The organism is Chryseobacterium sp. AG844 (genome assembly GCF_003182335.1).
Taxonomy (GTDB): Bacteria; Bacteroidota; Bacteroidia; order Flavobacteriales; family Weeksellaceae; genus Chryseobacterium; species Chryseobacterium cupriresistens.
Genome location: NZ_QGTV01000030.1, coordinates 39,564 through 58,147 on the forward strand (window position 1 = coordinate 39,564; position 18,584 = coordinate 58,147).

Annotated in this window: 20 protein-coding genes; 15 read left to right on the forward strand and 5 right to left on the reverse strand. The window is 36.1% G+C overall.

Going from position 1 to position 18,584, the window contains the following annotated elements; translation table 11 throughout:
* Positions 1 to 3 precede the first annotated feature (3 nt).
* The 6 genes from DEU40_RS20855 (at position 4) to DEU40_RS20880 (ending at position 6,035) form a co-directional block, all read left to right on the forward strand.
* On the forward strand, positions 4 to 636 hold the full coding sequence (locus DEU40_RS20855) for a TetR/AcrR family transcriptional regulator (protein ID WP_047375406.1): 633 nt from the start codon (positions 4 to 6) through the stop codon (positions 634 to 636).
* Between the two features lie 97 nt (positions 637 to 733).
* Complete coding sequence (dnaX, locus tag DEU40_RS20860) at positions 734 to 1,819, forward strand: DNA polymerase III subunit gamma/tau (protein WP_110011635.1); 1,086 nt, start codon at positions 734 to 736, stop codon at positions 1,817 to 1,819.
* Positions 1,820 to 1,857: 38 nt separating this feature from the next.
* Complete coding sequence (locus DEU40_RS22710) at positions 1,858 to 2,433, forward strand: hypothetical protein (protein WP_228406590.1); 576 nt, start codon at positions 1,858 to 1,860, stop codon at positions 2,431 to 2,433.
* Between the two features lie 398 nt (positions 2,434 to 2,831).
* Complete coding sequence (locus DEU40_RS20870; protein WP_047431451.1) at positions 2,832 to 3,911, forward strand: chorismate mutase; 1,080 nt, start codon at positions 2,832 to 2,834, stop codon at positions 3,909 to 3,911.
* 163 nt (positions 3,912 to 4,074) lie between these two features.
* Positions 4,075 to 5,001 (forward strand): ribosome small subunit-dependent GTPase A, encoded by a 927-nt coding sequence (gene rsgA / locus DEU40_RS20875; RefSeq protein WP_110011636.1) that lies wholly within the window; start codon positions 4,075 to 4,077, stop codon positions 4,999 to 5,001.
* A 617-nt stretch (positions 5,002 to 5,618) separates the two neighbouring features.
* Positions 5,619 to 6,035 carry a nucleoside-diphosphate kinase gene (locus DEU40_RS20880; protein ID WP_034722935.1) on the forward strand — a complete coding sequence of 139 codons (417 nt, stop codon included), beginning with the start codon at positions 5,619 to 5,621 and terminating at the stop codon, positions 6,033 to 6,035.
* A gap of 65 nt (positions 6,036 to 6,100) precedes the next feature.
* On the opposite strand, the gene DEU40_RS20885 is transcribed toward DEU40_RS20880, so the two are convergent.
* Complete coding sequence (locus tag DEU40_RS20885) at positions 6,101 to 7,948, reverse strand: alpha-L-fucosidase (protein WP_110011637.1); 1,848 nt, start codon at positions 7,946 to 7,948, stop codon at positions 6,101 to 6,103.
* Between the two features lie 154 nt (positions 7,949 to 8,102).
* Here DEU40_RS20885 and DEU40_RS20890 point away from each other — a divergent pair, with 154 nt between their 5' ends.
* The 3 genes from DEU40_RS20890 to DEU40_RS20900 are packed head-to-tail and all read left to right on the forward strand — an operon-like array spanning position 8,103 to position 9,948.
* Positions 8,103 to 8,324, forward strand: a complete 222-nt coding sequence (locus tag DEU40_RS20890; protein ID WP_110011638.1) for a hypothetical protein — start codon at positions 8,103 to 8,105, stop codon at positions 8,322 to 8,324.
* Positions 8,325 to 8,327: 3 nt separating this feature from the next.
* Complete coding sequence (locus tag DEU40_RS20895) at positions 8,328 to 9,425, forward strand: DUF692 family multinuclear iron-containing protein (protein WP_110011639.1); 1,098 nt, start codon at positions 8,328 to 8,330, stop codon at positions 9,423 to 9,425.
* A 37-nt stretch (positions 9,426 to 9,462) separates the two neighbouring features.
* Positions 9,463 to 9,948 carry a DUF1772 domain-containing protein gene (locus tag DEU40_RS20900; RefSeq protein WP_228406591.1) on the forward strand — a complete coding sequence of 162 codons (486 nt, stop codon included), beginning with the start codon at positions 9,463 to 9,465 and terminating at the stop codon, positions 9,946 to 9,948.
* Between the two features lie 206 nt (positions 9,949 to 10,154).
* On the opposite strand, the gene rpe is transcribed toward DEU40_RS20900, so the two are convergent.
* Both rpe and DEU40_RS20910 read right to left on the reverse strand, forming a co-directional pair.
* Positions 10,155 to 10,805 (reverse strand): ribulose-phosphate 3-epimerase, encoded by a 651-nt coding sequence (rpe, locus tag DEU40_RS20905; protein WP_034698534.1) that lies wholly within the window; start codon positions 10,803 to 10,805, stop codon positions 10,155 to 10,157.
* Between the two features lie 331 nt (positions 10,806 to 11,136).
* A complete protein-coding gene (locus DEU40_RS20910) occupies positions 11,137 to 12,210 on the reverse strand; it encodes a M42 family peptidase (RefSeq protein WP_062670358.1) in 1,074 nt (357 codons plus the stop codon).
* Positions 12,211 to 12,261: 51 nt separating this feature from the next.
* On the opposite strand from DEU40_RS20910, the gene DEU40_RS20915 reads away from it, so the two are divergent.
* Positions 12,262 to 12,966 carry a DUF4294 domain-containing protein gene (locus DEU40_RS20915; protein ID WP_110011641.1) on the forward strand — a complete coding sequence of 235 codons (705 nt, stop codon included), beginning with the start codon at positions 12,262 to 12,264 and terminating at the stop codon, positions 12,964 to 12,966.
* A 21-nt stretch (positions 12,967 to 12,987) separates the two neighbouring features.
* On the opposite strand, the gene DEU40_RS20920 is transcribed toward DEU40_RS20915, so the two are convergent.
* Both DEU40_RS20920 and mnmD read right to left on the reverse strand, forming a co-directional pair.
* Positions 12,988 to 13,404, reverse strand: coding sequence for an NUDIX domain-containing protein (locus DEU40_RS20920; protein ID WP_110011642.1), 417 nt, complete (start codon positions 13,402 to 13,404; stop codon positions 12,988 to 12,990).
* Positions 13,405 to 13,588: 184 nt separating this feature from the next.
* Positions 13,589 to 14,263, reverse strand: a complete 675-nt coding sequence (mnmD, locus tag DEU40_RS20925) for a tRNA (5-methylaminomethyl-2-thiouridine)(34)-methyltransferase MnmD (RefSeq protein WP_110011643.1) — start codon at positions 14,261 to 14,263, stop codon at positions 13,589 to 13,591.
* Positions 14,264 to 14,348: 85 nt separating this feature from the next.
* Between mnmD and DEU40_RS20930 the strand changes: the two genes are divergently transcribed.
* The 5 genes from DEU40_RS20930 to DEU40_RS20950 all read left to right on the forward strand — a co-directional run bounded on the left by DEU40_RS20930 (position 14,349) and on the right by DEU40_RS20950 (position 18,337).
* A complete protein-coding gene (locus DEU40_RS20930; RefSeq protein ID WP_110011644.1) occupies positions 14,349 to 15,419 on the forward strand; it encodes a branched-chain amino acid aminotransferase in 1,071 nt (356 codons plus the stop codon).
* A gap of 172 nt (positions 15,420 to 15,591) precedes the next feature.
* Positions 15,592 to 16,104: an FKBP-type peptidyl-prolyl cis-trans isomerase gene (locus DEU40_RS20935; protein WP_110011645.1), complete on the forward strand. Its 513-nt coding sequence runs from the start codon at positions 15,592 to 15,594 to the stop codon at positions 16,102 to 16,104.
* 82 nt (positions 16,105 to 16,186) lie between these two features.
* Positions 16,187 to 17,224, forward strand: coding sequence for a peptidylprolyl isomerase (locus tag DEU40_RS20940; protein ID WP_228406592.1), 1,038 nt, complete (start codon positions 16,187 to 16,189; stop codon positions 17,222 to 17,224).
* Positions 17,225 to 17,392: 168 nt separating this feature from the next.
* Positions 17,393 to 17,968, forward strand: a complete 576-nt coding sequence (locus DEU40_RS20945; RefSeq protein WP_110011646.1) for a hypothetical protein — start codon at positions 17,393 to 17,395, stop codon at positions 17,966 to 17,968.
* Positions 17,969 to 18,115: 147 nt separating this feature from the next.
* Positions 18,116 to 18,337, forward strand: coding sequence for a hypothetical protein (locus tag DEU40_RS20950; RefSeq protein WP_110011647.1), 222 nt, complete (start codon positions 18,116 to 18,118; stop codon positions 18,335 to 18,337).
* The last annotated feature ends 247 nt before the right edge of the window (positions 18,338 to 18,584 follow it).

The window sequence follows — 18,584 nt, forward strand, 5'->3', positions numbered from 1 at the left end:
ATTATGCCTAGAAAAGTAGTGCAGGGCCCCATTAGGGACAAAGAAAAAACAAAGCAGAAACTGCTTGCTGCAGTTGGTAAAATTTTAAGAGTAAAAGGATATTCCGGATTAAAAGTAAGCAAAATAGCTGCCGTAGCCGGATTTGATAAAAAATTGATCTATGAGTACTTTGGAAGTACTGATAAGCTGATCGATGAATATATCAAGTCTCAGGATTACTGGAGCCAGGTCAACCAGGATGTTGATATGGATTTCTCGGACGGTGGACACGAGCTTACCAAAATGGTTGTCTTGAACCAGTTCGAAAACCTGAAGAAAAATAAAGAACTTCAGAAGATTATCCTTTGGGAGCTTTCAGAAAGCAAGCCTATTCTTAAGAAATTAGTTGAACAACGTGAAGAAGTTGGAGAAGTTTTATTTGGAAACATCTCAGATCCTTACTTTGGTGAAGGAGTAGCAACAAGACACAGAGCAATTATGGCTCTGATTGTTTCCGGAGCTTACTATCTTAACCTTTATACGGGGTACAACGCCAATAAGTTTTGCGGTATTGACCTGAAAACTGAAGAAGGACGAAAAGAGATTGAAGGCGCTATTGTTGAGTTGATTGACTTTGCATACAGCAAAAAGAAATAGAGGTTAAAAGTTTTCCGATTTGAACAGAAATATGTTTTTGTTGATATTTGAAAACTTTTAATTTTCAAATTAAAACTATATTTCTTATTTTTGACCAATGGAAAATTTTATAGTATCTGCAAGAAAATATCGTCCTCAGGAGTTTGATACGGTTGTAGGACAATCCCATATTACGGATACTTTAGAACATGCAATTGAAGAAAGTCAATTAGCTCAGGCATTACTTTTTTGCGGTCCTCGTGGTGTGGGTAAAACTACTTGTGCCAGAATTCTGGCAAGAAAGATCAATGAGAAAGATGGCTCGGTTTCAGAAGATGGCTTTGCTTACAATATCTATGAATTGGATGCTGCATCCAATAACTCTGTTGATGATATCAGAGAACTTATAGATCAGGTACGCTTTGCACCTCAGGTGGGTAAATACAAAGTATATATCATTGATGAGGTTCATATGCTGTCTTCTGCCGCTTTCAATGCATTCCTTAAAACGCTGGAAGAGCCGCCTGCGCATGCTATTTTTATTTTGGCTACCACGGAAAAACATAAAATTATTCCAACAATTTTATCCCGTTGTCAGATTTATGACTTCAAAAGAATCGTCATCGAAGACATACAGAGCCATCTGAGAAACATTGCCCAGAAAGAAAATATCCAGTATGAAGATGATGCCCTGTTCCTGATTGCTCAGAAGGCAGACGGTGCATTAAGAGATGCACTTTCTATCTTCGACAGACTTTCTACTTTCTCCCAGAAAAATATTACACTGGCAAAAGCTGCCGAAGTGCTCAATATTCTGGATTACGATCAATATCTGAATATCGTGGATCTTGCCAGGGAAAACAAAATTCCTGAAGTGCTTTTCGCATTTAATGAGATTGTAAAGAAAGGTTTTGATCCTCATATTTTCATTGCCGGATTAGGAAATCATTTCAGAGACCTGATGATGGCACAGAATGCTTCTACCATGGAACTCATTGAAGTAGGAGAGAAGACCAAGACCAGGTTTGTAGAGCAGGGACAGAAATGGGCCGCCCAGCAGCTTATTGATGGTATTGAAATCTGCAACCATGCAGATATTAATTATAAGAATTCCAAAAACCCTAGACTTACGGTTGAAATTGCATTAATGCAGCTGGCTTCACTGACAGCTAATTTAGGTGATACTAAAAAAAAAAATTCCTGATACTGGCTCCGTTTCTCTGTGAGAAACAGGAAGTGAAAATGCCGGAAAAAACTCCGGAGAAAAAAGAAATTAAAACAGAACAGCTGTCTGTTGTTTCTCAGACAGTTCAGGAAGTTTCTGTGACCAAAACTACCAAGCCTTTGTCAAGACCGGGAATATCCTCTGGTTTCAGCATCAATTCCTTTTTGAATAAAGAAGATAAAGTGGAAACAGCAGAAGATGTTGTGGTGAGAACTGAAAATCTTCCTCAAAACCATTTTACAGATACGGATCTGCAGACGGAATGGAAAATTATGCTTAAACAGCTTCAGGTAAAAAATAACTTTGTATTTAATGCGGTAAAAACCTTTAAACTGGTAAAAGCTGAAGAGCATAAAATCAAAGTTTTGTTCCCGTCAGACTCTGCAAAAGTGGAATTTGATAAAATAAGTGGAGAATTTTTTAATCATTTTAAAAGAAAAATTCAGAATCATATTATTGAGGTAGAATACGTCAGAGACGTTGAAAATCTGAAGATTGAGGTGGTGACGAAGAGAAAATTATTTGAAAAGTTTATAGAAAAAAATCCACTTTTGAAAGATCTTGATGATTTAATGAAGTTTGATTTGACATAATTTTTATATATTTGTCAAATATTTCTGTCAGAAATAAGTTTCTGACAAAAACAAATTAAACCAGAAACGCTAAAACAAGACATTTCCAGATATAATGGAAAAATTGATTAACACATATCAGTCTTTTTTTGCACCCGCTAATTATTTTTTTAGCGGTTATTTTAGTTTTTCTGCTTCTTATTATAGAAATTTCAGAACGTATTACCGATTTTATTGGTACTGTTAACTGAATTTCTTTCCAAAAAATACAGGAGAAGTAGAGCCCTATTATTTTCCTGATTCCTTTAAACAATTTTGAACGGCATTTTTTGAAAAGAATTATAAATTAAATTTTATAATCCAAAGGGCTATTGCTGTCAATGAATAAATAATATAAAAAAACAATAAAATTTAGAATAATGAATTTAAATGATTTAAAAAATGAGTGGATCGATGGGCTTACACAGCCACTAATGATTGCAGGACCATGTAGTGCGGAAAGTGAAGCTCAGATGCTTGAAACGGCCAGGAGAATTAAGGAATCCAATGCCAATGTATCCGTTTTCCGTGCCGGAATCTGGAAACCGCGTACCAAACCCAACGGTTTCGAAGGTGTAGGAGTGATCGGTTTGAACTGGCTGAAAAAAGTAAAAGAAGAATACGGTTTTAAAACAGCAACTGAGGTAGCCAATGCACACCACGTATTTGCAGCTTTAGAAGCAGACGTAGATGTTCTTTGGATCGGAGCGCGTTCCACAGTAAATCCATTTACGGTACAGGAAATTGCAATGGCATTAAGAGGAACTGATAAGCCGGTATTTGTGAAAAATCCTGTAAATCCGGATCTTGCTTTATGGATCGGAGCTTTGGAAAGACTTTTAGGACAGGACATTAAAAACCTTGGAGTTATTCACAGAGGATTTTCAACCTACCAGAAAACAAAATACAGAAACAATCCAAACTGGCAGATTGCCCTTGATTTCAAGAGCCAGTTTCCAAATATTCCAATGTTAATCGACCCTTCTCACATCTGCGGAAACAGAACAGGTCTTGCAGATATTACACAGGAGGCACTTAATGTAGGATACCAGGGAGCGATCATTGAATCTCACTGTAATCCTGATGAAGCATGGAGCGATGCTTCCCAGCAGATCACTCCTGAAGTTCTTGCAGATCTTATCGGAAATCTGAAAGTGAGAAGCTCTAATCTTGCCGGTTTTGAAGGAGAAATGGGAAGACACAGAACTTTAATCTCCGATCTTGACTTCCAGTTAATTGAACTTCTTTCTCAAAGAATGAAAATTTCTGAAAAGATCGGTAAGCTTAAAAAAGAAAATGACATTGCGATCTTCCAGCCTGAACGTTGGAAAGTAATCACAGAATACGCTACCCAAAAAGCAAAAGAAACAGGAATGTCTCAGGAGTTTATTGAAAAAGTATTCAAAGCGATTCACGAAGAATCTATTGAAGTTCAGAATAATATTATGATCGAGAGATAAATTGCGGATAATAGTAAGAGTAGTATAATTTTTACTAGATATTCAGTAAAAAAAATAAATCAGGGCTTAGCCATCAGTATTTAGGAGAATTGAAACATTGTGTTTTTGACCCTATTTTCTGAATGCTAAGCCCTAATTGCGTATATTTGCACCAGCATTATCTATGAAAGGAAAAATCATTAAATCTACAGGCAGTTGGTACCAGGTTTTGGAATTGGAAACACATAAAATTTTCGAGGCCAGAATCAGGGGGAAATTCAAATTAATAAAAACCAGACTTACCAATCCACTTGCTGTAGGAGATTTTGTTGAGTTCCAACTGGAACAGGATGACATTGCCTGGATCACGAAAATTGAACCCCGCTCTAATTATCTGATCAGAAAATCCGTAAATCTTTCCAAAGAAGCTCATATTATTGCTTCCAATATTGATTTGGCATGCTTTATCTTTACCCTGAAACATCCTGAAACGTCATTAGGATTTCTGGACAGGTTCCTGGCATGCTGTGAAGCTTATAATATTACACCACTGATTCTTTTTAATAAGATTGATGTATTGCACGAAGAAGAAATTGAAATTGTAAAAGATATTGAATTCCTATATCAGGAGATAGGGTATGATACCCTGGAAATTTCTTCCTATTCAAAATTAAATCTTGACCAGCTTCAGGAAATTCTTAAAGATAAAACTTCCGTATTCTTTGGCCACTCAGGTTGTGGAAAATCTACCTTAGTGAATGCTTTGCAGCCGGGATTGAATTTAAAAACTTCTGAAATTTCAGATACCCACCTGAAAGGAAAACACACAACAACTTTTGCCCAGATGCATTTCTGGGATTTTGGAGGAAACGTTATCGATACTCCCGGGGTTCGTGAATTTGCAATGATTGATATTGAAAAAGAAGAAGTACAGCATTACTTTCCTGAAATTTTTAAAAAGAGAGAAGAATGTAAATTTCATAACTGTCTTCACATCAATGAGCCTAAATGTGCTGTTATCGATGCCCTTGAAACAGGAGAAATTCAGCATTCGCGCTATGCTACTTACATTAAACTGATGGACGAGGCAGAAGAAGCGTCTCAGAAATAATCAATACAATCTTTATGTAACAGGACAAATTTGTTAGAGATAATATAGAGACTATCATTGGATGGTCTCTTTTTTCTGTTTTAAACTATTTTGTCGAAAGTGTTAAAGAATAATATTTACTGTTATTCTTTTTTTTAAAGATCAATTTAATGTATTCTGGATATTTTATTTCTTGTAATTATTTTTTTAATTTTAAATGAAAAAAATATTCGTTTTTAAATAACTCTACTTTTCAATTTTACAATTTTGGCAGATAACTCCACTTTTGTCATATTTCTGACCACCATGAGATTGGATTTTCAAAAAATAAAATTATTTCACCAATTGAAATAAAATGGATAAAATCATTAAATATAATCCGATATTCATTAAAAAATTATATAATTAATAAAAAATACTGCCATTTTTTACAAATAAAAAACCCAGCCGAAGCTGGGTAAAAACTAATAACCATGAAAACTCAAATTAAACATGAGAATCGCAATAGAATAAACAATTACTGTGCCAAAGTTTATCTTATAATTTCTTAATAAAAGTTATTTTTATGTTAAAAAAAAATTAAAATAAAAATCAAAGATATTTTTTGTAATTTTGCGCTATTAAAAAAATATACATTTATGTCTAACATTACATTCACTATGATTAAGCCTGATGCAGTTGCTGACGGACATATCGGTGCTATATTGGGTAAGATTGCTGAAGGAGGTTTTAAGATCAAGGCTTTAAAATTAACTCAGCTTACAGTTGCTGATGCAAAAAAATTCTATGAAGTACATGCTGAGAGACCATTTTATGGAGAATTGGTAGAATTCATGAGCTCTGGTCCTATCGTTGCAGCAGTTTTAGAAAAAGACAATGCAGTTGAAGACTTCAGAACATTGATCGGTTCTACTAACCCTGCAGAAGCTGCAGAAGGTACAATCAGAAAAATGTTTGCAAGAAGCATCGGAGAAAATGCTGTTCACGGTTCAGATTCTGACGAGAATGCATTAATCGAAGCTCAATTCCATTTTTCAGGAAGAGAGATTTTCTAAGAAAATCATCTTACAAAATAAAAAATCCGGAGAATTTTCTCCGGATTTTGTTTTTATGGGGATCTTTAAAGATTATTTTCAATGGCTCCCACTTTTTCTCTGTATAGCTCAACAGGTTTATTAAGCAAAACCGCGATCACCGTCAGTTGTTGATCAAGTCTTTCTTTAGGGATATCAATATAAATAATTCCCGGTCTGTCGCTCCAGTACAGTTTATTATAAATCGTATGAGGAAGAATAGTGCCTTCACCCACAACTCTTATTCTGGCAATCTCGTTTTTTATCCCTTTCAGAGCAATAGGTCCCGTAGGAACTCCTTCCACAAAAAGATATAGAGTCTGTTTGTCTTTTGATAAAGCGCTCATTCCTGGGTAGTGACCCGCCGGAAGGCCTTTTCCTGTTTCAAATAAAGCTTCGGCATGCTTGCTTATCCATTCTATGGTTTCCGGATTTGTTTTAGACGTTTTTTTTATTTTCATGTCAAGGCCATCTAGAGTAAGGCCTTCATGGCTAACTAAATTCTGATCATAGTTTAAAGCATTGGCGATATCATAGACGGCTTCCTGGGTATTTTTGCTTTCCAGTATTTCGGGAAGAGAATGTTTTTCCTTCTTAAAATCGTTCAAAAATGCAGGAGGAGTGTCAAAAGTAAGTTCTGCCACCGTGACATCCTTGTCAAATTTTACTTTGGAGAAATTTAAATTCAGTGTTTTCTCAGCATTATAATCCATTGTAACAACAGCAGATGGATCTCCAATGATTTTTACAGAAAGGGGGTTTGTTGCAAGTCCATAGATTTTTGTAAGTTTTTTAGCTTCTTCAAGATACAGGAACAACGATTTTTTCGAGGTTGAAAACGCTGATTTTCCTTTGTAGTTATCAAAAGAAATTCCGCGGGTTGTTTCATAGATGGCATGTTCATTTTTGGATGTCCATCTGCCCAGGTTTTTCAGAATTTCAATTTGCTCTTCCGGAATGGTGCCATCTGATTTCGGACCGATATCAAGCAAAAGATTTCCTCCCATGCTGATCACGTCTGCCAAAGTCCTTACAATCATATTGGGTGTCTTATAACTTTTGTCAAAAGGCTGATACCCCCAGGAATCATTCATGGTATAACAAAGCTCCCAATATTGATTTTGAGGCGGAACTACCGGAATGCCCTGCTCGGGAGTGTCGTAATCTCCATGATTATTGAGTCTTGAGTTAATAATGATATTAGAATTGTATTTCCTGAGTAAATCCAGGGTTTGAGAAGCTTTCCATTCTTCGGAAGTATGTTCCCAGTCTCCATCAAACCAAAGGAGGTCAGGAGAATATTGGGCAGATAGCTCATTAAGCTGACCCTGATAATAGCTGATAAAATTCTGCCAGCGCTTTGGATCATTTTTAAGTTCATAGCGTTTTTTTGTCCGGGTATTGATGTCATAGTACGGATGGCTCCAATCCGGCAAAGAGAAATAAAGTCCAGTTTTTAATCCGGACTTTTTCATCGCAGAAACAAAAGGAGTTAGCACATCTTTTTTAGCCAAAGAATTTTGAGGGATAGTTGTTGCTTTTTCTGCTCCCGAATTCCATAGTGAAACTCCGTCATGATGTTTTGTGGTAATGACCGCATATTTTGCTCCGGATTCTTTTATCAGATCTACCCATTGTTGCGGCTGGTATTTTGAAGCTGAAAAACCATTCAGCTGTTTCATATAGTTTTCGTGATTAATATAATTATTGAAGAATGACCATGATTCCGAGATTCCATTAACCGAATAAATTCCCCAATGAATAAAAATTCCCAGTTTGGCATTTTTAAACCATTCCATTTTTTTGCTGTTGTCAACTGTCTGAACCTGTGCGTCGATATTACTTACAGATAATATCAATCCAAGGAAGACAGCTTTAATCAGACTGCTTTTCATATATAGTTTTATTTTAACATTAAATATAGATAAAGAAAACATTATAGTGTAGAATAGTTTGTGATATTTAATGATAATTGTTGTCAAAACGTTTCTTATTATTGTATTTTTATAAATGGAACGTTTATTGTAAAATTTACCCGAAAAAGCAATTATGAAAATTCCAGCAATATTAATGGCAAGTTTATTGGCGGTAAGTGTCTCTGCGCAGACTACTAAACCAGAAACTAAAACAAAAAAGCCTGTCAAAAAAATAAAGAAAGCCACTTCCGCGGACACCGTTGAAAAGAAAAAACCGGGAACCCCTAAGCCGGTAGTTAAAAAAGATACCCTTGTACTCCGCGAATATGGTTGTCCGGCCTGCGGAATGGGATAGAAGATGAGAAAGCCCATGTTAGGAGTGTCAATGATGGCGGAAGCAGATTTTCTTTCTGCTGTTTTGCCATTGTTGCAGGATAATGCCATAGAAGTGATGGAATGGTCTTTTGATACGCTTTATCACACCAATGAGCCGGATTGGCTTCGGGATCTGTTGAATTTCTACGCAGAAAATAACCGTTTAATAGGGCATGGAGTATATTATTCTTTATTTGATGCGATATGGACGGCAAGGCAGGAAGAATGGCTGAAGAAATTGAAAGAAGAAGTCAGCCTGCGGAAATACAATCATATTACGGAACATTTTGGCTTCATGAATACTGAAAATTTTCATCAGGGAGTTCCGTTGCCGGTGTCTCTGGGGCCGGAAACCCTACAGATTGGGAAAGACAGGTTATATAGACTTCAGGAAACGGTGGATATTCCTGTAGGCGTGGAAAATCTGGCATTCTCATTTTCCATTGATGATGTGAAAGAGCAAGGGGTTTTTCTTGACAAACTGATAGAAGATACTGATGGTTTTCTGATCTTCGATCTGCATAATATTTACTGCCAGTCCTGTAATTTTGAAGTTGGTCTTCAGGAAATAATAAACTTGTATCCACTCCATAAAATAAAAGAGATCCATCTTTCAGGCGGAAGCTGGCAGGAGAGTGCGTATGGAAAGAAGCAGGTGAGGAGAGATACGCATGATGATGTTATTCCTGAAGAAATTCTCTCTGTTTTACCCTCGGTTCTTACACAATGTCCAAATCTGGAATACATTATTATTGAAAGATTGGGGCATACCTTGAAAACCGAAGAAGAAAGAAATGATTTTCTGGATGATTTTAATAAAGTCAGAACAATAATTGAAACTTCAGACCTGAAATTCAAAGAAAATAAACGTTGGTGCAAAAAGGAAGTGAAACTTTCCGAAAAACCTTTGGAAGACCTGCTTTTGTATGAAGAACAGTCGAAACTCACAAGGCTTCTTTATGATAACTCAGATGTGAAGGCTATTCAAGATGCGGACTTTCATTATTTTAAAACACAACACTGGGACGCTGAAATGATTCTTACAGCACAGAATATCATTAAAAAATGGAATCCTTATTAATTCTATTCTCTGATAACCAAAATCAAAATATATGAAAATGACAACATTAGTATTGATCATTACCGCTGTCCTCGCTGCTTTGATAGGAGGACTTTTCTATGCGTATTCATGCTCAGTTGTTCTCGGCCTGGGAAAACTTTCTGATACAGAATACCTGAACGCAATGCAGAATATCAACAGGGAAATCCTGAATCCTGTATTCTTTATGAGTTTTATGGGAACGGTGGTTCTTCTTCCCTTATCTACATTTTTGCTCCGCGGACAGCAGCCTGTTTTTATTTTTCTTCTTCTTGCTACACTGGCTTATCTGATTGGAGTTTTTGGGGTAACGGTTGCCGGAAATGTTCCGATGAATGATACTTTGGATAAATTTGATATCTCCGGTTCTACAGCAGAAGCGATCAGACAGATGCGGGAAAATTTTGAAAACAGATGGAATTTTCTCAATAATATAAGAACTGTTTTTTCCGTCATTACCATCCTTTTTGTAGTCTGTGCCTGTGTCTGGAATAAAGAATTATAAAGGATTAAGTGAAAATACCTACTATTAAATTACGTATTTCTACCGATGTGTACGTCTGGTTTTATTCAGATCTTTGTGTTGTTAGCAAGACCATTTTAAACATTTCAATATGTTGAAAAAAAGATTATAACCAGGACGACTTAAATTTCCAAACAAGAGAAAAGGCAGCCAATGGCTGCCTTTTGTTTATCATAAAGATAGTTTCTTTAGATTTTTAAAAGCTCGATTGTTCTTTCCGGGCTTTCAGCTGAGAAAACAGCATTTCCCGCAACAAGAACATCGGCACCTGCTTCAAATAATTTGGAAGCGTTATCAAGATTTACTCCTCCGTCTACCTCGATAAGTGCAGTTGAGTTGTTACTTAAGATCAGATCCTTGGTTTCTGCAATCTTTTTGTAAGTATTTTCAATGAACTTCTGCCCTCCGAATCCCGGATTTACGCTCATTAACAATACAAGATCCACATCTGCAATAATATCTTCAAGCATCAATACAGGAGTAGAAGGATTTAAAACAACACCTGCTTTTGCTCCCTTGCTCTGAATATGGTGAATAGTTCTGTGAAGGTGGGTACATGCTTCATAATGAACAGAAACAAGGTCAGCACCATGATTGATGAATTCATCAACATATTTTTCAGGTTCCACGATCATCAGGTGAACATCCACAAATTTTTTAGCATGCTGCTGAACAGTTTTCATCACCGGAAAACCAAAAGAAATGTTAGGAACAAATCTTCCGTCCATGACATCAATGTGGAACCAGTCGGCCTGAGAATTATTCAGCATTTCAATGTCTCTTTGCAGATTCCCAAAGTCTGCTGATAAAAGGGATGGAGCAATAAGCTTCGTTTTCATTTTTACTTTTTATACTTTTACTTTTATTATCCTATTGAAAATGAATGGTCATGGGTGAAGTAATAAATGGCTAGATATCCTGTTATTAACACCACTTCTATGACAGATAACTTTTTATTGTTAATATTTATGAGTAGAAATCTGTCGATTACAAGCAGTCCAAACAGTACTAAAAAGAAAATTATTTCTATTGTAATTCCTAAGCTTCCACTGGGATTGGATGTAAATAATTGATAGACAATTAAAGGAATCCCTAGCACTACAAGTGTAATAAATACAATAGAGATAAAGGTTGGTCTTTTTATTAAATCAGAAATAGCCTTCATTTTAATTAATGATACTTCAGTTTCATTTCCGGCTTGATCTTAAGAACTGTTTCATAGATAAGTTTGATGACATTACCTACATCTTCTTTAGATACCATTTCTACTGTAGTATGCATATAACGCAAAGGTAAGGAAATTAAAGCACTTGGTACGCCGCCGTTAGAGTGGGCAAAAGCGTCTGTATCAGTTCCGGTTGCTCTGCTGGCTGCAGCTCTCTGGAATGGTATTTTCTTGGTCTTTGCGGTGTCAATAATTAATTCTCTGATGGTGTGGTGAACACTTGGTGCGAAGAATACTACCGGCCCGGCACCACATTTCTGATCTCCTTCTTTTTTCTTTTCAATCATTGGAGTGGTTGTGTCGTGGGTAACATCCGTTACAATGGCAATATTTGGTTTGATAGTATCAGCAATCATGTCTGCACCATATAAACCTACTTCTTCCTGTACAGAATTGGTAATATAAAGTCCGAACGGTATAGATTTTTTATTTTCTTTTAGCAGCCTGGCAACTTCAGCAATCATGAAACCGCCGATTCTGTTGTCCAGAGCTCTGCAGACAAAATATCTGTCGTTCATTTCAAAGAATTCATCCGGGTAGGTGATCATACAACCTACAAAAATTCCCATTTCTTCCACTTCTTTTTTAGAAGTCGCACCACAGTCGATGAAGATATTTTCAATTTTAGGCGTAGGCTCATTCTGATTGGTTCTTGTATGAATAGCCGGCCATCCGAATACTCCTTTTACAATTCCGTTTTCACCATGGATGTGGACAACTTTTGAAGGAGCAATCGTCTGATCAGAGCCTCCGTTTCTGATGACGTAAATTAATCCGTCATCCGTAATATAATTGACATACCATGATATCTCATCTGCGTGTGCCTCAATCACTACTTTAAATTCAGCTTCCGGATTAATGATTCCATAGCAGGTTCCATAATGATCTACTTCAATTTTATCCACGTAAGGTCTGATGTAGTCCATCCAGACTTCCTGACCTTTATGTTCGTAACCTGTTGGAGATGATGTGTTTAAATATTTCTCTAAAAATTTCAAAGATTTCTTTTCAAATTTCATAAAAAGGAATGATTTTTGCGTTTAATTTTTCTTCTTATAAGTGTAAAAATAATGAATTTTAGTAAGATTATCTGCCTTTTTATTTTCTTTTTTGGAGTCAGTGTTTTTGGTCAGAAAGATGGTATAGTGGCAAAACCACTCAATCAGTATCCGCCTGAATCTCTGAAAGTGGATGAATTTGGCAATAAGTATTATTATGACGAACAGCAGAAGATTAAGGTGTATGAAATCAATGGGGAGCCTGTAGTTGTATTGGATGAGTTGGTTTTAGTGAATAAACCGAGATTTAATAATCAGCTGGATAAGAATTACTATTATTTTCTGAATAAAAAGCTGTACAGGGTGTATCCGTTGTTTGTGACTGCATTGCAGCAGTACAGAGATATCCAGAAAGATATGAATGATCTGGACAGCAAAGCCAAAAGAAAGTTTGTAAGAGAAAGGCAGAATATACTGGCTGACCAATATGAAAAGCAATTGAGAGATCTTACAACTACAGAAGGACAGGTTTTTGCAAAACTGATGAACAGGGCAACCGGAAAAAATGTATTTGAGATTATCAAAGAATTAAGAGGCGGATGGAGTGCCTTCTGGTGGAATGTAAAAGGAAAAATGGCTGATATTGATCTGAAAGAACGCTATGATCCCCATACCAACAGAAGTGATGAATTCATAGAGTCCTTATTGCAGTCCAACTGGAACTCTGGTTATCTGCAGCCTTATCCCGGAGCTAATGATTTTAAAGTAAAGAAATAATAAAAATTCCTGTAAGAACGCTTACAGGAATTTTTCTTTTAATTTATCAAATACAATTTTATCTATGGGAAGAGGAAAAGGATTGTCCGGTCTGTCGATATCAATCCATTCTGTTTTTTCGATACAGGGATCCAGAATAATAAAGTCTTCCTCGTTAACGATATCTACTATATAATATATGGTAAGAAGCTGTTCGTTTTCTCTGAAGCGCGATACCAGAAAATTTTCCTGAGTATAGAAATGTTCCAGCACATTGATTTTTACATTCAATTCTTCATCAAACTCGCGGTGCAGACATTCAAGAACTCCTTCACCATATTCCAATCCGCCGCCCGGAAATTTCATTAAAGGTTCGCCGGCATATTCTTCAAATAAGGTCAGAACTTGTTTATCTTTTACCGCACAGGCATACACTCTAATGTTGATCTTGTCTATCATATATATAATGTATAATATTTTGTATAGCTAATGTAAGGAATTTTGTTGGAAAAGCTGGAAGTTGGAAACATGAAGCTGGAAGTTTAATACCATCTAATAATATTGAATCATATTATATTGATTATTATTTTAAAATAAAAATCAAAATTAATTAAGCACCCGGCAGTAAACATCCAGCTTCCTTCTACAACTTAATTGCATTAATCATCTCTCTTTTTCCCGGAGGTCCTTGTTTTTTCTCCACCTGGAAATTCAGTTCCTGAAGAATTCTTCTTACGCTGCCTTTAGAAGAGTAGGTGGTTAATAATCCGTTAATGGCCATTTTGTCAGCTACCAGTTCAAACAATGGCTTTTCCCAAAGGTCTGGCTGTACTCTGGCTCCAAAACAGTCGAAATAGACGAGGTTGATTTTTGGCAGATCAATGTCTTTCAGGTCGAAAAAATCACATTCTATCTTTTTTAAATTGAATCCACTAATAATTTCTACTGACTTTTCCCAATCTGCCAGATGAATTTTCTGATAAATATTTTTAAACTCTGGGTTATCGAAAAGTTCAAAGTAAGCCAAATCCTTAACTTCGGATTCATTTATGGGGTATTTTTCGAGCGAAAAATAATTGATGACATGATTTTTGTCAGTTTTTAAATATTCATTAATTGTTACCAAAACATTCAAACCTGTTCCAAAACCGAGTTCTAAAATATTAATTTCGCAATCATTTATTAAATTCAGTCCATTTTTGATAAACACGTGTTCGGCTTCCTGTAAGGCTCCGTGATGAGAATGGTAGTTTTCATTTAAATCATTGATAAACAATGTTTTACTTCCGTCGTTTGTGGTCTTAATCTCTCTTTTCAAGCTAATTTTTTGTCAAATTTACTCTAAAATTTTTATATTTAGAAAATTATGTTAAATTTGTAGAACATCGTAAAAATTTTAAAAAATGATAATTCAAAAAACTGAAAACTCCAGAATTTCTACATTTGACCCTAACAATTTTTCATTTGGTAGTACTTTCATCGATCATATGATCATTTGTGAGTATGAAAACGGAAAATGGGGTGATGTAAAATTAGTTCCTTACGGTCCGATTCCATTTACGCCTGCCATGATGGGAGTAAACTACGGACAAGCTTGTTTTGAAGGTATGAAAGCCTATAAAGACAAAGACGGGCAGGTTTTCCTTTTCAGGCCTGAAAAGAATTTTGAACGTATCAACAAGTCAGCGAAACGTCTTGCTATACCGGAAGTGACTGAAGAAATGTTTTTAGACGGATTGAAAGCTTTGGTAGATATTGACAGAGAGTGGATTCCACAGGGGGAAGGAATGTCGCTTTATATCAGACCTTTGATTTTTGCTACAGAGGAAGCTTTGAAAGCAAGAGTTGCTAATAAATATATGTTTGCCATTGTTGCAACACCAGCACAAAGTTATTATTCAGAACCGGTATCTGTAAAGATCTCTGATCACTATTCAAGAGCGGCAAACGGAGGGGTAGGTTCTGCAAAGGCTGCAGGTAACTATGCGGCTTCTTTCTATCCTACGCAGTTGGCCATTGAAGAAGGGTATGAGCAAATCATCTGGACGGATGATGCTACACACGAATATTTCGAAGAGAGTGGTACAATGAACGTGTTTGTTAGAATCAACGATACGATCTATACACCGCCAACATCTGAGAAAATCCTTGACGGAGTAACGAGAGACTGCTTCATTCAGTTAGCGAAGAAAAGAGGTATCGAAGTGAAAATTGAACCGATTGCGGTAAAAACTGTAATCGAAGCTTTAAAGAACGGTGAACTTAAAGAAGTATGGGGGGTAGGTACAGCAGTAGTAACCACTCAATTCCAGGCTTTAGGATATCAGGGAGAAAAACTTGCGCTTCCGAGATTATCTGATGAAGAAAGCTATGCGGCTATCCTTAAAAAAGATTTGGTAGATTTACAAACCAACTTGTCTGAAGATCCGTTCGGATGGAGAGTAATGGTAGATCACGTATTGGAAACAGTATAATACTATTGATATAACGATATGAAAGCCGGGTTTTTCCCGGCTTTTTCATATCTGTCTATTCACGTAAAATGGACGAAGAGTTTTTGGCTAAGATCAATGCGTTACAACATTCACATATTTCTGTGTCAAGTTTTGTAATTGATTCGCGAAATGTGTATTTTCGCAAAAGTTTATGAAAAAAATACTCTTCATATCAGCCATAAGCCTGTTGAGCTGCAACAGAAATACACAGACGGTGCATCCCCCTGTAGGCGGGGTTTTGAGCCAGAAAGATCTGGATGTTTCTAAAAACAGGATGAAAAATTTAAATGTTATAGAACGTGGCCAGATTCAGGACTGGATCAGCGGCCAGTCTGTAAAATACTATCCTACGCAGCTTAATTATTGGGTAACCGTGGAAGGCTATGATCAGAGAGAAAGAAGGAAAGACGAAACAACCATTTCCTATTCTTATGATCTGTATGATTTTGACCAGACTAAAATCTATGATCAGCCTTTTGAGAGAAGAGATGCCAGATTCGGACACTTTGATGAACTGAGAGCAGTGGAGAACGCTTTGCGTTTTATACATGATGGAGAGGAAGTAACACTTTTGGTACCGTCTTCTTTGGCCTACGGAACTTACGGAGACGAAAAGAAAATAGACAACGACATTCCATTAATCATAAAATTAAAAGCTTTATAAATACATGAAATTGTTTAACAAGAATATAATTCTGGCAGCGGCAAGTATTTCGCTGATGAGTTGTACCCCAATTTATAAAAAAATGAACGTAGACAAAGAAACTTACGAAGGTCTTAATGACGGACTTTATGCCAATCTTCAAACTACAAAAGGTAACCTGATTGTAAAATTTGAAGACAAGAAAGCACCAGTAACTGTAGCCAACTTTATCGGTCTTGCAGAAGGGAAAATCGACAACAAAGCTAAGGCTAAAGGAGTTCCTTACTATGACGGAACTATTTTCCACAGAGTAATCAAAGATTTCATGATCCAGGGAGGTGATCCTCAGGGAACAGGAATGGGAGATCCTGGGTATAAATTCGAAGACGAAAGAAACGACCTTAAACACACAGGGAAAGGTATTCTTTCTATGGCGAATTCAGGACCAAATACCAACGGTTCTCAATTCTTTATTACTGAAGTAGCTACACCTTGGTTAGATGGAAGACATACGATCTTCGGAAAAGTGGTAAAAGGAAATGAGGTAATTGATGCGATTGCGAACGTTGAAAAAGGAGCTCAGGACAAACCTAAAACAGATATCGTTTTAGAAAAAGTTTCTGTTTTCAGCAAAGGTGATGAGTACAAGCACTATGATGCAGCTAAAACTTTCAATGAAGGAAAGGCTAAAATCGCAGAAAACAATAAAGCTTTCATCGCTAAAGAAGAAGCTGAAAAGAAAAAAAGAGAAGAAGAATTCAAAGCTAACCAGGAGAAATTGGTTGAAAACCTGAAAGCTGGTATGCAAAAAACTGAATCAGGCCTTTACTATAAAATTACAAAAACAGCTGACGGTAAAGCGCCAAAAGCTGGTGACAATGTATCTGTACACTATGCAGGTAAACTGGTAGACGGAACTGAGTTTGATTCTTCATTCAAGAGAAACGAACCTATCGAAATTCCAATCGGAATGGGAAGAGTAATCAAAGGATGGGATGAAGGTATCCTGTTATTGAAAGAAGGTGAAACTGCTACATTATTGATCCCGCCTGCAATGGCTTACGGAGAAAGAGGAGCAGGAGGAGTGATCCCGCCAAACTCATGGTTGGTTTTCGATGTTGAGCTTGTAAAAGTAAAATAATTGAATCTTCAAAATAGTATCAAAAGCTGTCCGAAAGGATGGCTTTTTTATTGGCCTCAAATACATTCTGTAACGATTGGCATACAGGTTACGACACATTTTACGATATGGAAAGATTAACCGTTTTCCAGTAAAAGTAATTTTAAACTTTATAATAACCATTCAGCCATGAAAACCCAATCACTTCTGTTTCTGTTCGTTCTGCTGTCAATGAAGACTTTTTCACAGACTAAGACTAATCCTGACGATCCAGCGATAAAAAAATCACTTACTTATTTTGTCAACAGCATTCAATCCAAACAGATAGATCAGGCGGTAAGCGGCATATATCCAAAATTCTTCACCATAGTGTCAAAAGAGCAAATGACCCAGATTTTGAATATGACTTACAATAATCCATTTATGAAAATTGAAGTAGAAGATCTGAAGTTTGGAAATATTGAAAAGCCTGAACTCATAACCGGGGAATATTTTTCTATTACCCCTTATTTTTTGAAACTGAAATGCAATGTCAGTTCATTAAATGATGATATGAAAAAGAGAATGAACGGTGCTTTGACAGCCAAATACGGAGCAAATAATGTGAAATATGTCGCCAGCGAAGGTTCATATCTCATCAACGCTGCTATGAAAGCCTGTGCGATTTCAAAAGATAAAAAGGCATGGAAATTTGTTATTCTTGAAAAGGAATATAAGAAAGAACTGGTGAAGATCTTACCCAAGAAAATTCTGGATAAATTCTAAAGAATAAACATTAATTTTTACATTGAATCGTACCGTCCCGAAAAAGACGGTTTTTTGTTTCCTGAAAATACCGTAGAAATACGGATTTCGGTATGGCTTTATTACTTCTATCTTTATCATGCACTTAAAAGAACAAAATAAAAAAATATGTTTGACCTGAATTACGACCAGATAAAGAAGGAAATAGAATCTGAAGTATGCAAAGAACACAGTAGGCATCCGGAATTTGTAAAAACAGATGAAGGTTTTGGAATAAAAGCCTGCTGTGAACCATTCAGAGAAGAACTGGTTGAAAAGTCAGGGAAAATGATTGAAGAAGAAACAAAGAAGATCCTTGAAGAAATGATGAAGGATCTGTTTAAAGAATAAGTTTTTACGATGTTAAGATAACTTTGTTATCGGAAGCTGCTCCGGAAGGAGTGGCTTTTTTGTTAGAAATACTATGTTATTATTAACAATATAAATGGAGTAAGATCGTGACTAGTCCTGAAAAAGGTTGACTAGTTTAATATTTCAAATATACTTAAATCAGAGTAGGAATTTTCCTATTCTGATTTTGTTTTTTGTATGTTTTTAATTTCACGTTATTTTTCATATGTACTTGGCTGGGGATGTT